At 68.2% G+C, this 18,390-nt stretch carries 16 protein-coding genes and 1 pseudogene; 10 read left to right on the plus strand and 7 right to left on the minus strand.

All coding sequences use genetic code 11. The annotated features are described in order from the left end of the window. Positions 1-133 precede the first annotated feature (133 nt). Together ACZ7IB_RS15600 and ACZ7IB_RS15605 are read right to left on the minus strand one after the other, a co-directional pair. Positions 134-871, minus strand: coding sequence for an SAM-dependent methyltransferase (locus ACZ7IB_RS15600; RefSeq protein WP_470912998.1), 738 nt, complete (start codon positions 869-871; stop codon positions 134-136). Positions 872-1,171: 300 nt separating this feature from the next. Continuing rightward, entirely contained in the window at positions 1,172-2,287 is a 1,116-nt protein-coding gene (locus ACZ7IB_RS15605; protein WP_470913174.1) for a PP2C family protein-serine/threonine phosphatase, read from the minus strand. A 213-nt stretch (positions 2,288-2,500) separates the two neighbouring features. Between ACZ7IB_RS15605 and ACZ7IB_RS15610 the strand changes: the two genes are divergently transcribed. After that, the gene (locus tag ACZ7IB_RS15610; protein ID WP_470912999.1) at positions 2,501-2,656 is read left to right on the plus strand and encodes a hypothetical protein; all 156 of its coding nucleotides are present in this window, start codon (positions 2,501-2,503) and stop codon (positions 2,654-2,656) included. An 828-nt stretch (positions 2,657-3,484) separates the two neighbouring features. Further along, positions 3,485-3,844 carry a peptidoglycan-binding domain-containing protein gene (locus ACZ7IB_RS15615; protein WP_470913000.1) on the plus strand — a complete coding sequence of 120 codons (360 nt, stop codon included), beginning with the start codon at positions 3,485-3,487 and terminating at the stop codon, positions 3,842-3,844. Between the two features lie 155 nt (positions 3,845-3,999). Here the strand turns inward: ACZ7IB_RS15615 and ACZ7IB_RS15620 are convergent, their stop codons facing one another. Continuing rightward, entirely contained in the window at positions 4,000-5,454 is a 1,455-nt protein-coding gene (locus tag ACZ7IB_RS15620) for a glyceraldehyde-3-phosphate dehydrogenase (protein WP_470913001.1), read from the minus strand. Between the two features lie 783 nt (positions 5,455-6,237). On the opposite strand from ACZ7IB_RS15620, the gene ACZ7IB_RS15625 reads away from it, so the two are divergent. Both ACZ7IB_RS15625 and ACZ7IB_RS15630 read left to right on the plus strand, forming a co-directional pair. Continuing rightward, a complete protein-coding gene (locus ACZ7IB_RS15625) occupies positions 6,238-7,035 on the plus strand; it encodes a serine hydrolase (protein WP_470913002.1) in 798 nt (265 codons plus the stop codon). A 42-nt stretch (positions 7,036-7,077) separates the two neighbouring features. After that, positions 7,078-7,223: pseudogene (locus ACZ7IB_RS15630) on the plus strand (MMPL family transporter); the annotation flags it as partial. Between the two features lie 109 nt (positions 7,224-7,332). On the opposite strand, the gene ACZ7IB_RS15635 reads toward ACZ7IB_RS15630, so the two are convergent. Together ACZ7IB_RS15635 and ACZ7IB_RS15640 are read right to left on the minus strand one after the other, a co-directional pair. After that, positions 7,333-7,689, minus strand: a complete 357-nt coding sequence (locus ACZ7IB_RS15635) for an NUDIX hydrolase (RefSeq protein WP_470913003.1) — start codon at positions 7,687-7,689, stop codon at positions 7,333-7,335. 149 nt (positions 7,690-7,838) lie between these two features. Then, a complete protein-coding gene (locus ACZ7IB_RS15640) occupies positions 7,839-8,282 on the minus strand; it encodes an amidohydrolase family protein (RefSeq protein WP_470913004.1) in 444 nt (147 codons plus the stop codon). Between ACZ7IB_RS15640 and ACZ7IB_RS15645 the strand changes: the two genes are divergently transcribed. Together ACZ7IB_RS15645 and ACZ7IB_RS15650 are read left to right on the plus strand one after the other, a co-directional pair. Beyond that, positions 8,281-8,541: a TetR family transcriptional regulator C-terminal domain-containing protein gene (locus ACZ7IB_RS15645; protein WP_470913005.1), complete on the plus strand. Its 261-nt coding sequence runs from the start codon at positions 8,281-8,283 to the stop codon at positions 8,539-8,541. The genes ACZ7IB_RS15640 and ACZ7IB_RS15645 overlap by 2 nt on opposite strands. 97 nt (positions 8,542-8,638) lie before the next feature. Beyond that, on the plus strand, positions 8,639-8,845 hold the full coding sequence (locus tag ACZ7IB_RS15650) for a hypothetical protein (protein WP_470913006.1): 207 nt from the start codon (positions 8,639-8,641) through the stop codon (positions 8,843-8,845). A 182-nt stretch (positions 8,846-9,027) separates the two neighbouring features. Here ACZ7IB_RS15650 and ACZ7IB_RS15655 read toward each other — a convergent pair whose 3' ends face one another. Both ACZ7IB_RS15655 and ACZ7IB_RS15660 read right to left on the minus strand, forming a co-directional pair. Beyond that, positions 9,028-9,957, minus strand: a complete 930-nt coding sequence (locus tag ACZ7IB_RS15655; RefSeq protein WP_470913007.1) for a TIGR03619 family F420-dependent LLM class oxidoreductase — start codon at positions 9,955-9,957, stop codon at positions 9,028-9,030. Continuing rightward, complete coding sequence (locus ACZ7IB_RS15660) at positions 9,954-10,310, minus strand: hypothetical protein (protein ID WP_470913008.1); 357 nt, start codon at positions 10,308-10,310, stop codon at positions 9,954-9,956. Before ACZ7IB_RS15660 ends, ACZ7IB_RS15655 begins: the two co-directional genes overlap by 4 nt. A gap of 18 nt (positions 10,311-10,328) precedes the next feature. Between ACZ7IB_RS15660 and ACZ7IB_RS15665 the strand changes: the two genes are divergently transcribed. The 4 genes from ACZ7IB_RS15665 to ACZ7IB_RS15680 all read left to right on the plus strand — a co-directional run bounded on the left by ACZ7IB_RS15665 (position 10,329) and on the right by ACZ7IB_RS15680 (position 18,368). Next, positions 10,329-10,697 (plus strand): hypothetical protein, encoded by a 369-nt coding sequence (locus tag ACZ7IB_RS15665; RefSeq protein WP_470913009.1) that lies wholly within the window; start codon positions 10,329-10,331, stop codon positions 10,695-10,697. Further along, a complete protein-coding gene (locus ACZ7IB_RS15670) occupies positions 10,694-11,260 on the plus strand; it encodes a molybdopterin cofactor-binding domain-containing protein (protein ID WP_470913010.1) in 567 nt (188 codons plus the stop codon). Before ACZ7IB_RS15665 ends, ACZ7IB_RS15670 begins: the two co-directional genes overlap by 4 nt. A gap of 1,222 nt (positions 11,261-12,482) precedes the next feature. Next, on the plus strand, positions 12,483-15,017 hold the full coding sequence (locus ACZ7IB_RS15675; protein ID WP_470913011.1) for a Pls/PosA family non-ribosomal peptide synthetase: 2,535 nt from the start codon (positions 12,483-12,485) through the stop codon (positions 15,015-15,017). 63 nt (positions 15,018-15,080) lie between these two features. Then, positions 15,081-18,368 carry a non-ribosomal peptide synthetase gene (locus ACZ7IB_RS15680; RefSeq protein ID WP_470913012.1) on the plus strand — a complete coding sequence of 1,096 codons (3,288 nt, stop codon included), beginning with the start codon at positions 15,081-15,083 and terminating at the stop codon, positions 18,366-18,368. The last annotated feature ends 22 nt before the right edge of the window (positions 18,369-18,390 follow it).

An 18,390-nucleotide genomic window follows, 5' to 3' on the forward strand; every position in this document is an offset into this window, starting at 1 on the left:
TCGGCGCCCTCCCGGAACCGCTCCTCCGGGCCGGAGCCCGCTTCGGACTCGGCCGACTCGTCGAGCGCCCCGAGGCCCGGACGTGCCTGCACGACTGTCGGGACGGGGCCGGGGCGCCGGGGCTCGTCCGGGGTCAGTCGGATGTCCGGCGCAGGACCAGACTGACGAGGCCCCGCATGTCCCGGTAGACGCGCAACCATTCGGTGCGGCAGATCGCGGCTGTCTCGAGCACGTGCGAGCTGTCCGGGTCGGCGGGGTGGTCCAGGGCCCAGGAGGCCAGTGCCCCCCAGCAGGCCCACTCGTAGTCGTCCAGCTCACGGCGCGTGCTGATATGCCCGTGAACGGGAGTCCACCCGTCGGCGACGACACGGTCCACGGTGGTCGCCAGGTCGGTGAGGTCCCCGAGCATCTCGACGGCCTCCGGTGACGGCTCACGTCCCGAGAAGCCCTCGCCGATCAGGACGCGTCCGCCCGGGGCCAGGTGCTTGCGTGCCGCCGCGAGGGTGGGCAGCAGGCCGCCGAAGGCATGCGTGGACCCGACGCTGAGTACCAGGTCGAACGAGTACGTGGAACGGAAGTCCGCAGCCTCCTGGTGGTGCAGTGCAAGGCGCGTGCGGACGCCGAGGCGACTCGCGGCCTCACGGGCATGCCGAAGCGCGTGCTCGGAGGTGTCGACGCCCTCGGCGAGCAGGTGCGGGTGCGTGTTCAGGGCGCGCAGAAGCCGTTCCCCGCCGCCGCAGCCCAGGTCGAGTACCCGCTCGTCGCCACGCGGGACGTCACGTTCCAACAGTTGTCGAACCGAGTCGTCGTCGAGAGGGGACTTGATCGGGTGGTCGGCATGGGCAAGCTCAGAGATCTGTTCACGGTTCACCGGCACAGCCTGAAAGCGCCGAAGATCGCACACATGTCGTTTTCCTCTGGGAACTTGACTCCCTGTCAGACGACAATCCGGAGCCGGGATCCGAACCACTTCACGTCCACTGGCTGCAACAGCGTCGCCGGGCCGCCGGCCCCGGTGCTGGGGTACGACGGTCACGGCCGCGGACCCTCTCGCCGCGCCGGGTGCAGGCGAGTTGGAGGTGCTGGGGCATCTCGCGCAGGGACGGCACACCCGGGCCATCGCGGCCCGAGCAGGGTGAACAGCGACAGCAACGCCCCGCGGCAAAAGCCGTCAGGGTGGGCGATCTCCGTGGTGCCGTCCGGAATGGGGGATGGGAGTGCGGTGGATCGCGACGAAAGCGGCGTCGTCGCCCAGATGTCCGCCGGCATGGGCGAGGAGGTCGCCTCGCAGGTGGTGCAGGAGTGCCTCCGGGGAGCTCTCTGCCCACCGGGCGGCCCGTTCCGCGAACGGGTAGAAGTCTCCGCCTCGGTCGCGTGCTTCGATGACGCCGTCGGTGTAGAGGAGGAGCGTGTCTCCTTCCTCAAAGGTGAACACGTCAAGCGCGTAACCCGTCGGACCAGTGCCGCCCACCCCCAGCGGGGGCGCGGGGTGCAGACTCGGGACTGTGACGGCGTGCCCTGGGCTCAGCAGCAGCGGTGCAGGGTGTCCACAGCTGGTCATGCTGCTGATTTGGCCCCGGTCGGGAATCTCCAGCAGCAGGGCGGTGGCGAAGCGTTCCCCGGCCTCCTCTTCCGGCTCGAAGTCGGCCTGGTAGCGGGAGACGCTCTGTTCGAGGGCCGCGGCCAGTGCGGGCAGGCCGGTGTGCTGGTGGGCGGCCTCGCGGAAGGCGCCGAGCAGAAGGGCGGCTTCTCCGATGGCGGCCAGGCCCTTGCCTCTCACGTCGCCGATCAGCACCCGGGTTCCGCCTTCGATGCGGGTGGTTGCGTACAGGTCACCGCCGATCTGGGCCTCGTCCTCGGCAGCCAGGTACAAGCAGGCGATCCGCAGCGGGCCGATACGGTCCGGGAGCGGCCACAGCAGAACGTGCTGCGCGGCTTCGGCCACCGACCGCACCTGGGCGAGCTCCCGTCTGCGCCGCTCGCGTACCACGCAGAAGAACACGATCAGGGCCGAGAGCCCAGCGAGGGCGGCGATCTGCACCACCGAGTTCCGGGAGGACGGCACGCCGAGCTGCAGGCCTATGTATGCCTGGGCCGCCACGGCGAGGAGCCCGATCACTCCGGTCAGCAGAGGGCCGGCGAATGAGGCAGTGATCGCGGGCGCGATGACCAGCAGTGGTCCCAGATGAACGTCCTCCGGCACGAAGATGTCCACGACTGTGATCACGATGATGAGCACAACGGGAATCGCGAGCAGGGCATGGCTCGGCCGCCATGACTCCCGCAGACCCGCAAAACGTCCACTGAGGCCCACGTCTCCACAGTGCCCCGTCGACGGGCGGCTGACGAGTCGGCCAGGTGCGGTCGGGCCCGGTGAGCTCTTCGCCACGTGCTGGGGGCTGAGCGCGGAGCGCCCGCTGACGCGTCGTGAACATGCTGCCCGACTGGACGAAGCGTTACGCTCATTTTGTATGCATTCGTTCCGACTGTGGAGGCGGCCATGAGCGAGAACGACGAGTACCCGACGCCGTCGCAGGCCGAGGGCGAGCGGCTGGAAGAGGACATGAATCCGGCCGAGGAGCGGCACCCCGCCACGACGCGAACCCAGCCGTCCCAGGCGGAGGGTGAGCGCGGCGCGGAGGACACGGAGACCTGACAGAGACAGCAGCTGTACGGTGGCGGCTCCTCGCCGGCTCGCGCCGGAGGGCGTCCATGCGTGCGCCGCCGCGAGGCCTGCTGGGCGGCTCATTCCAGGGCGAGTTCGAGACCGAGCACGGTGCATCGAGTCCAGCATTTCCGTACGTCAGGCCGCCCATCGCCAGGACCGCGGCGATCTGCCCGGTCCGGTCACTGCAGCACGGAGATGCCGCCGCCGAGGTCGTCCCTGATCGAAGGCAGCGCGACGTCGACCACGAGGGCGACGAGCGTGATCACGAAGAGGCCGAGCACGGCCGCAGCCGGCGGGTCGCTGCCCCGGCACGTCGCCGGCAAGTTGCCGGGCCGGGGTGGCAGGGACAGACCTGGGGAACTCCCGCGAAAGGAAGAGGATCTTCAACGACCATCCTGCCTGCTGTCCACACCCGCTCCCCGGCAGACCGCGCTGTGCCGGGGAGCGGCGTTCCGGGGTGTGACACGGTCCCTCACACGCCTGCCTCCCAGGTCAGGGCACCGCCACACGCTGAAAGCCGTGGCATGTGAGCAGCACGGCGGCAGTGGCCGCTCCGAGCTGCGATGCCTCCCGCCCCCTCCCCCGCCGACGTCTGCCTACCCGAGGGCCACGGTCGGCGCCGCCCGGCTGGGCACCCCGGCCACACCGCCCCGAAGGCTCCTGGCCCTACCAAGCGGTCGTCCGCGCACCGGCTGACCGGCCTCCGGACCGGCCGGTGCACCTCGCGCGGGCGCGGTGGTCCGAATGCGCGGGACGACGCTTGCGCCCCCATGCTTGATGGAGGCGCAGATGCCCATACGGAGAGGAGTACCCGACATGATCCGTCGCAAGTGTGCGGCCCTCGGCACAGCACTGCTGACCGCCGGGGCTTTGGCGACGACGACGCACGATGCGGCCGCCGCTGAGGAGACATGCTCCTACACGTCCTCCACCGATCGTCCCGCGCTCACGTACGTGAACACCGGTCCGTCCGTAAAGCAGGCGCAGTGTCTGAGCAATGTGTGGGGCGGCGTTCCGAAGATCGCGGTCGACGGGGTCTTCGGCTCAGCCACGTCGAAGAAGATCATCTGGATTCAGGGGTGCCACGGTCTGGACAGAACCGGGGTTGTCGAGGAGGACACCTGGCAGGTGCTTTACCACCCCGCACTGGACTGCTACGACCCGTATCCGGAGTGAGCTGCCCAGGCTTGGCGCTGCCGGTGGCGGGCGGCGGGGGGGGGGGGGGGGGGGGGGGGGGGGGGGGGGGGGGGGCCCGACCCCCCCCCCCCCCCCCCCCCCCCCCCCCCCCCCCCCCCGCCTGCCGGGACGCCGGATCGGACAGTCTGCCGAGATCAGACCGCCGGGGCCGGGTAGGTCGGGTACTCCACCCCGGAGACGTGCTGGACGACGCGGATGACCTGGCAGGAGTAGCCGAACTCGTTGTCGTACCACAGGTAGAGGATCGCGTTGTCGCCGTCGACCTTGGTGGCGCCGGCGTCGACGATCGAGGCGTGGCGCGAGCCGATGAAGTCGCTCGACACCGCGTCGGGGGCAGTTGTGAAGTCGATCTGGCGCTTGAGCGGCGAGGTCAGTGACACGTTGCGGAGGTAGTCGAGAACCTCCTCGCGGGTGGTCTCGCGCCCGAGCCGCAGGCTGAGGATCGCGATCGAGACGTCCGGCACCGGGACGCGGATCGAGCTGCCGGTGATCGGCGCCTCGAGGTCGGGCAGCGCCTTGGCGACGGCGGAGGCGGCACCGGTCTCGGTGATGACCATATTGAGCGGCGCCGAGCGGCCGCGGCGGTCGGAGCTGTGGTAATTGTCCAGCAGGTTCTGGTCGTTGGTGAACGAGTGGACGGTCTCCACGTGGCCGCGCAGGACGCCGTACTCGTCCGCCATCGCCTTCAGCGGCGGGACGATCGCGTTGGTGGTGCAGGACGCGCAGGACAGTATCTGCTCATCCGGCTTGATCGTGTCGTGGTTGACGCCGTGCACGATGTTCGGGACGTCGCCCTTGCCCGGTGCGGTCAGGACGACCTTGTCGATGCCGGGGCGCAGGTGCTTGGACAGGCCCTCGCGGTCGCGCCACTTGCCGGTGTTGTCGATGAGGATGGCGCCCTTGATGCCGTACGCCGTGTAGTCGACCTCCGACGGGTCGTTGGCGTAGATCACCTTGATCTCGTTGCCGTTGGCGATGATCGTGCTGTTCGCCTCGTCGACGGTGATCGTGCCCTGGAACTGGCCGTGGATGGAGTCGCGGCGCAGCAGCGAGGCGCGCTTGACGAGATCCCCGTCGGCCCGGCCGCCGCCCCCGCGGACGACGATGGCGCGCAGGCGCAGGCCGTTGCCCGAGCCGGCCTTCTCGATGAGCAGGCGGGCGACAAGGCGGCCGATGCGGCCGAACCCGTAGAGCACGACATCGCGCGGCTCGCGGCGCTCGATCTTGTCGGCACCCGTGGCGCCGACGACGGCCTCGGCGGTGAACTCCGTCACCGAGAGACCGCGGCCGTCGGTCTTGTACGTCGCGGCGAGCATGCCGATGTCGATCTGGGAAGGGCCGAGATCGAGCGTGGCAAGAGCCTGCAGGAACGGCAGCGTCTCGGTGACCGAGAGCTCCTCGCCGGCGATCTGCCGGGCGAATCGATGGGTCTTGAGAATGCTGACCACCGACTTGTTCACCAAGGAGCGGCTGTGAAGCAGGACTGTGACGTCCCGCTCCCGGTGCAGCTTCCCGATGATGGGGATCATCGACTCCGCGATCTCCTCGCGGTTCTTCCAGTTGGTGAACGAGTCGTCATTGACAGTCACAGGCTTATCTTTCGAGCTAGGCGGCGCTCATATGCTAACCCCCCGCCACTTTGATCATTCAATCGGTGCCACCCGAGCGGGATGTCGCGATCGGGTTCCCCGGTCCACTGCGCGGTAACGGCAGCCATCACCACAGCCTCCGCCGGAACGGTGCCCAGGCGCGGGATGCGCCGGGCCGGAACAGACTCCGGACCTACGGAACAGCGAGTCGGGGATCTCCGGCAGGAGCCACCCGGCGGGATCGGCGAAGAGCCGGCCGGTCGCGGGACCGGATGGCCCCGGAGCGGGCCGAGCAGCAAGGTGCGCCCCGTCGGCGCACCCGCGCATCCCCGGGCAGGACGTGGGCCGCCCTGCCACCTCGGCGTTCGATGGCGCCGCTTCAGGGGCTGCCGATTTGGCGAACATCACATATCGACAAAGTTCCCATACCGGACATTTCGCACCAAATATTCAAGATCCCCGATTTGGGGCCACGTATGGTCGCCGTGGCCTATGAATTGGGATCCGATCCGGTATCGCTGAGCCCCGATTCCCATTCATCGATTCTCCGCGGCCCGAACAGATGCCAGGGCGGCCACCTGCTGCGGCCCACTTCGCCGAGCGGTTGTGAGCAAACGCGGCGGGAGCCCGACTCTCAGCCGGTCGTGCGAGGTCCGGCGAGATGACCTACGGCACACAGCGAGACAGGACACAGCCTTCATGCATGGATCACACATATTGACCTGCTCGCGGCGCGGTCTGGCCACTGCCCTGGCGGCAAGCTCATTGCTCACCGTATTCGCCTTGGCAACCCCGGCGTCGGCCGGCACCGCCGGCGCCACGGCGGGTGGTTCGAAGGTCGTCTGTACCTCGAAGAAGCCAGGACTGGCCTCCGAGCTGTCCCACGACATAGCCGGGGCTCTCAACGGGCGACAGGGCACATGGTCGCTGGCCCTGTACGACCGGATCACCGAAACCACCTGTGAGCTCAAGGCCGACACGTATTTCGACTCCGCCAGCGTGGTGAAGGTTTCGGTGCTCGGAGCACTGCTGCGGCAGGCCGAGGAGGCACACCGGAAACTGACTCCGCGGGAGGAGGAGCTGGCCACTGCCATGATCACCGAGTCGGACAACGACTCGACCTCCACCCTCTGGCACCAGATCGGTGCCGCCGGCTTCAAGAAGTTCCTGGCTCTGGCACAGATGCGGCACACCGTTCCCGCTGCAGGTAAAAGCTGGGGCCTCACCCAGATCACCGCCGGCGACCAGCTCCGGCTCATGCAACTGCTGACAACGGAGAATGCGGTGCTTACCCCCTCCTCGCGCAGCTACGCTCTCGGTCTGATGAATCACGTCACCCCCGGCCAGAGGTGGGGGGTGCCCGCCGGATCACCCGCTACGACATCCGTGCATGTCAAGAATGGCTGGCTGCCGCGCACCTCCGGCGGATGGCGGGTGAACAGCGTGGGCGCCTTCACCGGCGGTGGTCACGACTACGGCATGGCTGTGCTCTCGACCGGCAATCGCACGATGGACTATGGCGTCGGCACAGTCGAAGAAGCAGCCCGCATCATCCATCGTGACCTGACGGATGCCGCTTGACGGCGAGGCGTTGAGCGGAAGTCGCTCGCTCCGACTGATCCTCTGGGCATCGGCTACCACATCGTCCTGATGGATCGCGTACGTGAGGAGAGCGAGCGGCTCGGCCATGCCCGTGGCGTCCTGGCGGGCCTGGCCGGCACCGGTGCGTCATCACCTCGGCCGGTGCCGTGCTCGCCGCGACTTCTGCAGGACGAAACGATCGCACCCACCCCGTCCACGTCGCAGGGCGTGGATGCAGTCACTCCGGTCCCACCGGTCCGGTCCGTCAACGACGCCTGAGCCGGCTCTGTTCGGCTTTCACGGTGTGGGCCGGCTGAAGGCCGGATCCCACGTGAGCCGAGCAAGGTGGGCATCCAGAGGCTGAACTCGCCCGGGCAGGGCTTCCCGGAGATCCCACCAACGAATGTCCACGATCTCCTCGTTCTGCTGGAAATCGAGAACACCGGCGCTGCAGCCGGCGAACAGCGCACCGTATTCGGCACGCCGGTCAGGCGCCGGCGTGAAGCCGGCGTAGCCGACGAACCGCAGTTTTCCGTCCGGCACCTGTCCGGTTTCCTCCTGCAGCTCGCGTACGGCCGCCTGGCGCGGCGACTCTCCTTGCTCGATCCGCCCTCCAGCCAGCTCCCACGACTGCCTGAACCGGTCGAGGACCATCAGAACGCGGCGCTGCTTCGGATGCTTGGCCCGGTGGACGCCCCGGCGGCGGACTCCGATCCGGATTGAACAAGGTCTCAATCCCGACGGTGGCGCGCAGCTCGCCGACCGCGGAACCACGCCGAGCGCTGGTCCGGCGTCATCGGTGTTCAGCCGCCGTGCTCGACGAGGCCTGCGACCACGACGGTCTCCGCCACGGTGCCGGGGATGTCCTCCGGTGCCCCGCGCAGGATGTCGCGGGAGAGGACCACGAAGTCGGCGGCCTTGCCGACCGTCAGCGAACCTCGTTCGTGTTCAAGGAAGTTGGCGTATGCCGAGCCCATCGTGTATCCGTGGACCGCGGCCTCCACGCTGATCGTCTCCTGCGGCATCCAGGGCTCACCGCCGCCCAGGGGGCGCCGGGTGACGGCGTTGTAGATGCCGATCACCGGGTCCGTCTCGGCCACGTTCCAGTCGCTGGAGAGCGCCAGCACCGCCCCGGCCGTGTGCAGGCTGCGCAGGGGCCATGCCTTGTGCCGGCGGCCGGCGCCGATGTTCTCTGCCCAGTCCTTGCCGGGTCCCGCGACCTCCGGGGCGCTGTGACGGGGCTGCATGCACGCCCACGCCCAGTGCGGCGAAGCGAGGTGTGTCGTCGAAGTCGAAGCACTCGACGTGGACGAATCACTCCTCGCCAAGGGCGTGCGGCAGGGCCGCTTCGCAGCGGGCCTGGATACGGAGGCGCGTGCTTACGAACTCATGGCCCTGCTCGACGGGTTGAGTACGCGCGTCGTCCTCGGCCAGCACGGGGCGGACCGGGACAGTGCGCTGCGCATGGCACTGTCCGTGACCGCGCGGCTGGTGGAACGGAAGTGAGCCGAGTGCTCAAGAATCGGTCCGGAGGGCCCCGGCCGGGCCCCCCGGGCGGGGCCTTGACGCAACGCGTCGGTCGCTTTCCGCGGGGCCCGATCACTTGGCCCGGCCGCGGGCACGCCGGCCCTGCCTCGACCAGCACAACGACGCCCTGGCCCAGTCCTGGGCCGCCGTGCCGGGCGGCACGTTGCAGAACGTCAAGTCCGGGCTGCGCCTTCAGGCCCAGGGCGGCGCCACGGACGGCGCGAAACTGCTGATCCGCGCCGCGGGACAGTCGTCCGAACGGCATTGGACGATGCCCGGCTGAGCGGGATGCGGACAGGCCGTGCGGGCAGGAGGGGTGCTGGGACGAACGCATCCGTCCCAGCACCCCTCCGAGCGACGGTTGCGACCGGCGCCGGCTCACGACTTGGACACCTCAACAGGCCGGCGGCGGTCTCCGCAGTCCGTCCGCGCCGGGCAGCGGGCCCGGACACCATCGCGCGACCGTCAGACGCCCGCGGCTCGCGCTGCCTCGTACACCTCGGCCGCCACGTCGATCAGCTCCGCGGCGTCGCGCGTCGCGCCCTGCAGATCCAGCAGGAACTCCGGTACGCCCGTTTCGGCGTGTGCCACCAGGTCTTCGACGATCTGCGCCACGCTCCCGTGGAAGGGCTGTCGGCCCGCACCCTCGAACGGCTTGGCGCTGTACCGCGCATTGGCACGGGCGCAGACACCGACCGGACGCTCCCGACCACGCTCGGCCGCCACGTCCTGTACCCGCTGCCACTCCTCGGCCAGCCGAGCGGCGCCCATGGCCACGGGCATCCAGCCGTCCGCCCGGTCGACCACACGGCGGGTGGCGCGCGGGCTGTTCGCGGGCAGGTAGACCGGAATGGGGCGCACCGGCTTGGGGCCGACCTCGGACGGCGCGATGGTGGTCAGCTCGCCCTCGTAGGAGACAGGGTCCGGGCCCCAGACGGCCGCACACACGTCCAGCAGCTCGTCCAGGACCGCACCACGCCTCTCGAAGGGCGCGACGGAGGCAGCTGCATACTCGTCCAGAGACCATCCCGTGCCGAGGCCCGCGATCACTCGCCCACCGCTCGCGACGTCCAGCGAGGCGAGCGAACGGGCCAGTTGGAACGGCACATGCAAAGGCGCGACCAGGACGCTGGTGCCGAGCCGGGCCGTGCCGGTGGCCGCGGCAGCCAGCGCGAGCGTGACGAGTGGGTCGGCGACACTGCGGTACTGGTCCGGCCACGGCAGCCCCGGTACGCCGTACAGCCCCTGAGTGGCGGGCTCAGGAAACAGGACACGCTCGAAGACCCAAAGGCTCGCGTATCCGGTCTCTTCCGCCGCGCGTGCCACGGTGGCCACATCGTGGCCGATATCGTACTGCTTCATCTGCGGGAGACCGAGACCGAGTGAGATCGTCATGTATGCACTCCTTCATGATGGCTGCTGGACAACTGACGTAGGACACCCATTTGTTCCTTGTCCGGTGTCCGTCGAAACGTTCGGCGAAAGAGATCGGGCGCCATGCCGGATCCGTCGTCCGAACGGCCGAGTTGCTGTTCCGTCACCGCAACACCGCCCTCAGCCGCCTTCGCAGGATCCACACCGTCAACGGACACGACATCACGAACTGTGGCGACCATGTGGAACTCTCTCTCGCCCTGTGCCCGTTGAGACCGCTCGGTGCCAGCCCCATCAGGTGAAACAATGCTGACCGCCGTCCGGTTGTGCGACACACACAGCCACGCCCGCTCGACGTAGCTCAGCGTGACCATGGCCCACCTCTGTGCCCCGTGACAGACGCGGAACGGGTCCCACTCGTCTCCCCGTTCGGGCTCCTGGAAGGACCTCATACGGCAGAACAGAGCCGCTCGCCCCAGCACTCGCGATCAGCACCCGAAGGCCCCGGCCGCCGCAGAGTGCTCGCCTACCTCCTTGCCGCCCCGGCCCTTGCCGTCGGCGTACGCTTCGGCGCCGACGCGCTCGACGGGCAGGAGGCCGAGGCGGCCGTGCCGTCGCTGCCGCAGCCCGAGGACCTATTCGACCTCGGCGATCTGCAGAACCTGGCGGCCGCGCCCACTTCAGGCCTGATCACGGTCCAGGTGCACACGGACGGCACCGCCTCGTCGCGGTGCCCCGGGCAGAGGTGGGCCAGGGCATGACCACCGCGATCGCCATGATGATCGCCGAGGAGCTGGACCTTCCGCTGAACAGGGTTCGGGTCGCTCTCGCGAACGCCCGGCCCGAGTTGATGATGAACCAGCTCACCGGCGGCTCCAACTCGATGCGCAGTATGTACTTTCCCGTACGCACCGCGGCGGCAGTCGCCCGGCAACGGCTGATATCGACTGCTGCTTCTCAATGGGGCGTCGAGTCGTCCGAACTCACCACTGAGGACGGCGTGATCCGATACGGGTCGACGCACAGCGCGACGTACGGATCGCTCGCCGAAGCCGCGGCCGGCACGAAGGTCCTGGCGGCCGCCGCACCTCTCAAGTCGCCCGACGAGTTCACGGTTCTGGGCACGCCCCAGAACCGTATCGACGCACTCGCCATCGTCACCGGCCGCAAGAAGTCGGCATGGACCACCAAGTCCCCGACGCCAAACCGACCATGGTGCGCCGGCCGCCGACGATCAACGGGACGGTCGAGACCGTCCACAACGCCGATGTCGTCGCGCGGATGCCGGGCATCACCGATGTCGCGGCCGTCGAGCACGGCGTAGCCGTCCGCGGGGAGACGTTCGGCCAGTGCATCGACGTGCTGCGGGCCCTGGAGGTGACCTGGGGGCCGGGCACCGTGGACGGGGAATCGGACGACACCGTACTGCGCAGGATCAAGGCGGCCGCCCTGCCCATGCTCGTACCGCCCCTGCTCACCAAGAAATTCGACGCCGAGTTCACCTTCGCGTTCGCCAGCAACAGCCCGCTGGAGCCCGACAACGCGATGGCCGACGTCCGCGCCGACCGCGCCGAGATCTGGGCGAGCCTGAAGGTGCCCGTCGTGGCCCAGCGCGAGATCGCACCCGCCTGGGACTGCCCCAGAAGGCGGTCACCGTCCATGTGGTGGAGGGCGGCGGCTCCTTCGGCCGGCATCTCTTCCACGACGTGGCCGCCGAGGCGTGACCGGGCCGTCAGCCGCTGCCCACTGCTGAGGAGGCAACCGTTCCTAATCAGTGAGCAGGAGTGAGTCTTGGACCCACTGCCCGGCACTGCGCGCATCCCGAACGGTTCTGGATGCGCTGGTCGCCCGCGTTCCCTGGTGTGTCCCCGTTCGGTCACGCGCATCGTGTGCACGCTCCGTGACGGGGCAGCGGGTTTCGTCACGCCCTCGGACACCACGGTCGGCCTGGACGGTCCGATGCCCACGACGATCACTCCGGTCGTCGTGGGGCGGTGCCGTCCTTCCCCAAGCTCTCAACTCCGTTCGAGCAGGGGATACCCCATCCCGGATCGGGTGCCCGAGGGCACGCCTGCCAATCGCGATGCCCGCGCCACCCTCACCAAAGTAACGCGAGCCTGCTCGCCTCCCTGCATCACCCGATCGGCCTCGACCTGGGCACCGTCACCGCGCAGGACACCACGTTCTCCATCACAGCCGAAATCGTCTCCGTACGACGCGGCGGTACGGGCCGATCGCTGCCCCGGACGGTCACGCCCGTCCACAAGGCGGCGCCCGTCCGGAGAGGGAGGGCGCATTCAGCATCGATCCCGACCGCCTTGTCCACATCCACGCGCCCCTGCGAGCCGGTCACCCCTCTTTTGGGGGATGTTCGGGTGGCAGCCCGAAGGTGGACAGTTGAGACTAAGGCGACGGTTTGGGAATGGGACAACCGATCCCGGCCTCGTGCCTTCCGGACCACTCGCTCCGGCCATCGAAAAAACGCGAGTACGGGGCGCCGACCGTAATGGCCGACGGCACTCGAATGTTCGCCTCAAGGAGCCCGCATGGAGGAGAAATCCGTCGAGGTCTTGATGTCCGGGCCGGATGAATCTGCGATCGACATGCCCAGGGACACCGGCCCGAAGACCGGCATCGAGACAGACCTCGCCAAGGTGCTGGCTGACGTCATGTGCGTCGAACGAGTGTCTGTCGACAGCAACTTCTTCGATGATCTCGGCGCCAACTCGTTGGTGATGGCCCATTTCTGCGCACGGGTCAGGAAGCGGCCGGACCTCCCATCGGCGTCGATGAAGGATATCTACCGGCACCCGACGATCCGAAGCCTGGCGACGGGGCTCGCGGATGCCGCGCCCATCCCTGTCGAGTCGTCGGTCCCGGCGCCGACCGAGGTGGTGACTCCGGCCGGAACGGTGCAGTACGCCCTCTGCGGAACGCTGCAGTTCCTGCTTTTCCTGGGATATTCGTTCCTCGCCGGACTTGTCGCCGACCGAGGCTATGCATGGGTCTCCGCCGGCTCGGATGTGATCGATATCTACCTGCGGTCGTTCGTCTTCGGCGGCATCGCCTTCGTCGGTATGTGCACCTTCCCGATCGTGGCCAAATGGCTCCTCGTCGGCCGGTGGAAATCCCGCGAGTTCCCGGTCTGGGGCCTGACGTATCTGCGCTTCTGGACCGTCAAGGTGCTGATCCACGCCAACCCGATGATCTTCTTCGTCGGCAATCCCCTGTACGTGCTGTACCTGCGAGCCCTGGGCGCACGGATCGGCAAGGAAGTCACGATCCTCTCCCACAACGTTCCGGTCTGCCCCGACCTGCTCACGATCGGCGCCGGCACGGTGATCCGCAAAGACTCGTTCTTCCCCTGCTACCGGGCACACGCCGGCCGTATCCAGACCGGCCGGGTCACCCTTGGCCGGGACGTTTTCATCGGCGAGAAGACCGTGCTCGACATCGACACGTCGATGGGCGACGGGGCGCAACTCGGCCACACGTCGACGCTGTACAGCGGGCAGGTGATCCCGGACGGCCAGCACTGGCACGGATCCCCGGCCCAGCTCACGGAGCACGACTACGTGACGATCGGGCCGGCCAAGTGCGGCACGCTGCGCCGGGCCGGCTTCGGCCTCATCACCGTGCTTCAGCTGTTCTTCCTCTACGTGCCACTGGTTGTCGGGGGCGCGTACATGCTGTTCACCCTGGTTCCGGCGCTGCACAACCGGCTGGGCCCGGGCACGGGGGGGTTCACATCTCCGGACCTCTACGTCGACGCGCTGATCCTTTCCTTCGTTCTGTTCTTCGGCTTCGTCGTCGTGGGCCTGGGCCTACTGTTCAGCGTTCCGCGCCTGCTGAACCTGTTCGTCGAGCCGGACAAGGTCTATCCGCTGTACGGGTTTCACTACTCGGCACACCGGGGGATCGGGCGCATGACCAACATCAAGTTCTTCAAATGGCTGTTCGGTGACAGCTCCTACATCGTCCACTATTTGCGCGGCCTCGGATACGACTTGTCCCGGGTCGAGCAGACCGGGTCGAACTTCGGCACGGAAGTGCAGCACGAGACCCCGTATCTGTGCTCTGTCGGCAGCGGAACGATGGTCGCCGACGGGCTCTCCATCGTCAATGCCGACTTCTCGAGCACGTCCTTCCGGGTGTCCCGGGCCTCGATCGGGCCACACAACTTCATCGGGAACAACATCGCCTTTCCCTCAGGGGCCAGGACGGGCGAGAACTGCCTCCTCGCGACGAAGGTGATGGTTCCGCTCGACGGCGAGGTACGCGAGGGCGTGGGCCTGCTCGGCTCGCCGTGCTTCGAGATTCCCCGGTCGGTCGAGCGCGACTCCCGGTTCGACCATCTCCGGAACGGCGACGAGTTGCGCCGCAGCCTCGCCGCAAAGAACCGCTACAACATCCGCTCGATGGTCTTCTTCCTGCTCGTGCGGTGGCTGCACTTCTTCGTGCTCACGGTGCTCGGCCTGGCGAACGTCGATCTGTACGGAACTTACGGGCACGTGCTGATCGCCGCGTTCCTGGTGTTCAGCCTTGGATTCACCGCCGTCTACTTCGTACTGGTGGAGCGCGGCATCGCGGCATTCCGTGCGCTGCGACCACAGTTGTGTTCCATCTACGACCCGTACTTCTGGTGGCACGAGCGCCTCTGGAAGGTGCCTGACACGTACCTCAACGTCTTCAACGGCACCCCTTTCAAGAATGTGATCTGGCGGATGCTGGGTGTTCGGCTCGGCAGCAGGGTCTTCGACGACGGCTGCTATCTGACGGAGCGGACGCTCACCACCATCGGGGACGACTGCACGCTCAATGCGGGAAGCAAGATCCAGTGCCACTCGCAGGAGGACGGCACCTTCAAGTCCGATCGCAGCACCCTCGGCGCCGGCTGCACCCTCGGTGTGGGATCCCACGTCCATTACGGCGTGACGATGGGCGACGGCGCGGTGCTCGCCCCCGACTCCTTTCTCATGAAGGGCGAGGAAGTCCCACAGCACGCACGCTGGGGAGGAAACCCCGCCACGGAAACGCGAGATGCCCCTTATCAGCCCGAGGCACTGACGCGGAAGAGGTAGCAGCGCCGCGCTTGTCGGCGCTGGACAGCACAGTCGCGACGGTGAATGGAGAGGGACGACCAGATGGAAATGCAAGTGCAGGCCGACCGGGAGTTCTGGCGCGCTGTGCTCGTCGCCGGTGGATCCACCGCAATCCCGCGGTGGACGCTCAATCCGGTGCCGGGCGTCGGCGAACACGAGGCGACGGTCCCGGACGACGTCGTGGCGGCATTGGGCCGGTTGGCCGAGGACCTGGCGGTGCCGCTCGACTCGGTGCTCCTCGCCGCGCACGCCAAGGTGCTCGCCGCGCTGTCCGGCGAGCACGAGGTCGCGACCGGCTACGTCGCTGTGAAGGGCGGACCGCTGCTGCCCTGCCGACTGACGACCGAACCCGACTCGTGGCGGACGCTGTTGCTGTACACCCATCGAGTCGCGTCAGATCTGCTGTTGCACAAGGACTTTCCGGCCGATGACCTCAGGCGCGAGCTGGGCTTGGCCGAATCGCCGATCGAGACCGTGTTCGATCCGCACGGCCTGGGCGGAGAACTCGCCGTCAACACCGTGCTGTGGGTGGGATTTTCACAACGCGAAGGCCGCCTCGTGCTGCGCCTGCGGTACCGGACCGACGCACTCGACGCGGACTGCGCCGTCAGGATCGCCGGTTACCACCTCACCGCGCTCGCGCTGATCGCCGCCGATCCCGAGGCCGAGCACGGGCGGCAGAGCCTGCTCTCCGCCGAGGAAACCCGCTTTCAGCTCGAAGGGCTAGCCGGTCCGCGCCGGAAGCTGCCGGACCGCCGGTTCCACGAGCTGTTCGAGCAGCGGGTGGCGGCACACCCGGACGCCATCGCGGCGGTGCATGGGGAACGGCACCTGACCTATCGGGAACTCAACGCGCGTGCCAACCGGTTGGGACGAGCCCTGCTGGCGCGGGGGCTGCGCCCCGAGGGTGTGGTCGCGGTGGTGACGGAGCGCAACCTGGACTGGATGGCCGCCGTCCTCGCGGTCTTCAAGGCCGGCGGCGTGTACCTGCCCATCGAGCCGAATTTCCCGGCCGATCGCCTCGCGGCCATGCTCTCCCGTGCCGCATGCGGGCTCGTGCTGACCGAACCCGGCAGCACCTCCACGCTCGACCAGGCCCTCGACTCACTGTCCGGGGTCCAGAAGCTATTCGTCGGCGCAGCCTACGAGGAGGACCATGCCGACGGTGATCTGGGCCTCCGCGTCGCACCGGACCAGCTCGCCTACATCTATTTCACCTCCGGCTCCACAGGTGAGCCCAAGGGCGCGATGTGCGAGCACGCGGGCATGCTCAACCACCTCTACGCCAAGATCGATGACCTGGAGATCGGCGAGGGACAGGTGGTCGCCCAGACCGCACCCCAGTGCTTCGACATCTCGCTGTGGCAACTGGTGTCCGGGCTCCTCGTCGGGGGGCGGACCCTGCTGGTGGAGCAGGAGGTGATCCTGGACGTCCAGCGGTTCATCGACAAGATCATTGACGGCCGGGTCGCCGTCCTCCAGGTCGTACCCTCCTACCTGGACGTCGTCGTGTCCTGTCTGCAGCAGCGCCCCCGCGAGCTGCCGGACCTGCGGTTCGTGTCGGTGACCGGAGAGGCACTGAAGAAGGAGCTCACACAGCGCTGGTTCGCCGCACAGCCCGGGATCAAGCTGGTCAACGCCTACGGGCTGACGGAGACCTCGGACGACACCAACCACGAGGTCATGGACCGTATGCCCGACGGAGACCGGGTCCTGCTGGGTCCTGCGGTCAACAACGTGCACGTCTACGTCGTCGACGAGCATCTGGCCCCGGTGCCGCTCGGCGCCCCCGGTCTGATCGTCTTCTCCGGCGTCTGCGTCGGCCGCGGATACGTCAACGACCCCGAGCGCACCCGGCAGGCCTACCTGACCGATCCGCACCGTGAGGGCGCCCGGCTCTACCGGGGCGGCGACTACGGTCGCTGGCAGCCCGAGGGCAAGCTGGAGTTCCTCGGACGCCGGGACACCCAGGTAAAGATTCGTGGCTTCCGGATCGAGATCGGCGAGATCGAGAACACCCTGTTGCGGGTGCCCGGTGTTCGCGACGGTGCAGTAGTGGTCACCGAGCGGACCGACCAGAGCAAACACCTGGTGGCGTTCTACTCCGGTCTGCAGCCACTCGAGGTCGACGTCCTGCTGGACCGGCTCGGTGAGTCGCTGCCCGAGTACATGGTCCCGTCGGCCTTCCACTGGCAGGAAAGTCTGCCGCTGACGGCCAACAGCAAGATCGACAGGAAGACTCTGCGGGCGCTCGCCGAAGAACTCGACGTCGTCCAGGGCGACTACCGCGCACCGAATACGCCGACCGAACAGCAGTTGGCGGCCGCATGGGCGAAGGTGCTCGGCATCCCCCAGAACCAGATCGGACGGCGGGACCACTTCTTCGACCGGGGCGGCACGTCGCTGTCGGCAGTGAAGCTGGCGATCACCCTGGACCGTGCGGTGTCCCTCAAGGACGTCACCCGTCACCCGATCCTTGCCGATCTGGCCGGGCTGGTCGACGGCAGGTCCGAGCGGCACTCCGGACCGGTCGACGGCAGGTCCGAGCGGCACTCCGGGCTGCTTCAGCCACTGTCGGAATCGGACGGTGCGCAGGCCGCTGCCCTGGTGTGCTTCCCCTACGCCGGTGGCAATGCGGTGAACTTCCAGCCGATGGCCAGGGCACTGGCGGGCGGCGGGCCGGCGGTCTACGCCGTCGAGCTGCCCGGTCACGACGTGGCCGCCGGGAGCGAGCCGATCGCGCCGATGACACAGGTGGTCGAGCAGGTCGTCGTCGAGATCATCCGGCGCGGCCTGACCAGCGTCCTGCTGTGGGGCCATTCCTCGGGCACCGCGTTGGCCGTTGAGACGGCCAGAAAGCTGCAGGAGCGCGGGGTGGACGTCCAACGGGTGTTCCTCGGCGCGCAGCTGCTCGGTGACGCCGCCTACCGGCGCGCCACCATCACCGAGCTGACCGGGCTGAGCAACGCCGAGATCACCGCGGAGCTGAGCGCGGACGGCGGGTACACAGAGCTCGTTGAGCTGGACGCGCAGCACGCCGAGCACGTCGGTACCGCTTACCGGCACGACTGTGTGTCCGCACACCGCTATTTCGCCGACGCCCTGGACAGCCCGCCCGCGTCGAAGCTGTCCGCGCCGGTCACCGTGGTCGTTGCCGCCGACGACCCGAGCACAGCGGAGTACCCGCGCCGGTACCGCGACTGGCAGCTCCTGGCCGAGCAGGTCGACCTGCACGAGCTCGCCGACGGCGGCCACCATTTCCTGCACACCCGTCCGACCGAGGCGGCACAAGCTGTGCTGCGCGCCGCCGACTTGTTCGCTTCTTTCTGAGTGGCAACTGAAAGGAAATCGA

This window comes from Streptomyces sp. NPDC037301, assembly GCF_055602785.1.

Excerpts from the sequence above, each read along its gene's own strand:
- ACZ7IB_RS15675 (WP_470913011.1), top strand. The coding sequence starts at position 12,483 with ATGGAGGAGAAATCCGTCGAGGTCTTGATGTCCGGGCCGGATGAATCT.
- ACZ7IB_RS15670 (WP_470913010.1), top strand. The coding sequence starts at position 10,694 with ATGACCACCGCGATCGCCATGATGATCGCCGAGGAGCTGGACCTTCCG.
- ACZ7IB_RS15655 (WP_470913007.1), bottom strand. The coding sequence starts at position 9,957 with ATGACGATCTCACTCGGTCTCGGTCTCCCGCAGATGAAGCAGTACGAT.
- ACZ7IB_RS15610 (WP_470912999.1), top strand. The coding sequence starts at position 2,501 with ATGAGCGAGAACGACGAGTACCCGACGCCGTCGCAGGCCGAGGGCGAG.
- ACZ7IB_RS15640 (WP_470913004.1), bottom strand. The coding sequence starts at position 8,282 with ATGCAGCCCCGTCACAGCGCCCCGGAGGTCGCGGGACCCGGCAAGGAC.
- ACZ7IB_RS15635 (WP_470913003.1), bottom strand. The coding sequence starts at position 7,689 with ATGGTCCTCGACCGGTTCAGGCAGTCGTGGGAGCTGGCTGGAGGGCGG.
- ACZ7IB_RS15645 (WP_470913005.1), top strand. The coding sequence starts at position 8,281 with ATGCACGCCCACGCCCAGTGCGGCGAAGCGAGGTGTGTCGTCGAAGTC.
- ACZ7IB_RS15680 (WP_470913012.1), top strand. The coding sequence starts at position 15,081 with ATGGAAATGCAAGTGCAGGCCGACCGGGAGTTCTGGCGCGCTGTGCTC.
- ACZ7IB_RS15615 (WP_470913000.1), top strand. The coding sequence starts at position 3,485 with ATGATCCGTCGCAAGTGTGCGGCCCTCGGCACAGCACTGCTGACCGCC.
- ACZ7IB_RS15660 (WP_470913008.1), bottom strand. The coding sequence starts at position 10,310 with ATGGTCACGCTGAGCTACGTCGAGCGGGCGTGGCTGTGTGTGTCGCAC.